This is a genomic window from Streptomyces jumonjinensis (assembly GCF_009600885.1).
In the GTDB taxonomy this organism is placed as follows: Bacteria; Actinomycetota; Actinomycetes; order Streptomycetales; family Streptomycetaceae; genus Streptomyces; species Streptomyces jumonjinensis.
This window is the reverse complement of record NZ_VCLA01000198.1, coordinates 16129-16728: the sequence shown is the minus strand read 5'-3', so window position 1 is coordinate 16728 and position 600 is coordinate 16129. Positions and strand designations below refer to the sequence as shown.

The following is a 600-nucleotide window of genomic DNA, read 5'->3' as shown; positions in this document are numbered from 1 at the left end:
GGGCACGCTGCGCGCATCGCCCGCCTACGATCGCGGGCATGGATCCCGCACAGTTCGACGGCCATGTCCGCAGGGGATCGGTGGACACCCTTTCTGCCGCAGACGCGTCCCGGCAACTGGACGCGGTCACACTCTATGTGTCCCAGGCCCGGGAAGACCTCGCCCGGCGTGAGAAAGCCGGTGATGTCCCGGCCCTCGACGCCGAGAAGGCACGGGCCTTCGGCCCACAAGGCCGAGTCGCTGTCGCTGACCGACGACGCCGGCGAGACCGTTGCGGTGATCATCTCTCCGGCCGTCCTCAAAGTGCTGGAAGACGCCCTCGGACCCCTCCACGGCGAACTGCATCGTTTGCGAGGCACCACCACCACGGTGACCACCGAGGAACTGCGGGACGAACTGAACGGGCACATGGCCTCATGAGCCAGGTCGTATGGAGGCAGGCGGCCAAGAACGCCCTGGCTCGGTACGGCAAGGACGGCCCTGCCGGTGTCGATCAGGTGCTCGACAGCGTCAAGCTGCTGGTGAACAACCCACGCCCCTCCGGGGCGCGGGACTGCAGCGACAGCAAGTACCGCATTCACGTCAGCCGCTACCGTGTCT

3 protein-coding genes are annotated in these 600 nt (G+C 67.2%); 2 read left to right on the top strand and 1 reads right to left on the bottom strand.

Annotated elements, in window-relative coordinates:
• A partial coding sequence (locus FF041_RS39760; protein WP_228388850.1) for a hypothetical protein occupies nucleotides 1-284 on the bottom strand: 284 nt, incomplete at its 3' end.
• Between FF041_RS39760 and FF041_RS39755 the strand changes: the two genes are divergently transcribed.
• Both FF041_RS39755 and FF041_RS38390 read left to right on the top strand, forming a co-directional pair.
• Nucleotides 277-420, top strand: coding sequence for a hypothetical protein (locus FF041_RS39755; protein WP_228388849.1), 144 nt, complete (start codon nucleotides 277-279; stop codon nucleotides 418-420). The genes FF041_RS39760 and FF041_RS39755 overlap by 8 nt on opposite strands.
• Nucleotides 417-600 (top strand): type II toxin-antitoxin system RelE family toxin (locus FF041_RS38390; RefSeq protein ID WP_194292300.1); only part of this gene is annotated, 184 nt, incomplete at its 3' end. The genes FF041_RS39755 and FF041_RS38390, both read left to right, overlap by 4 nt.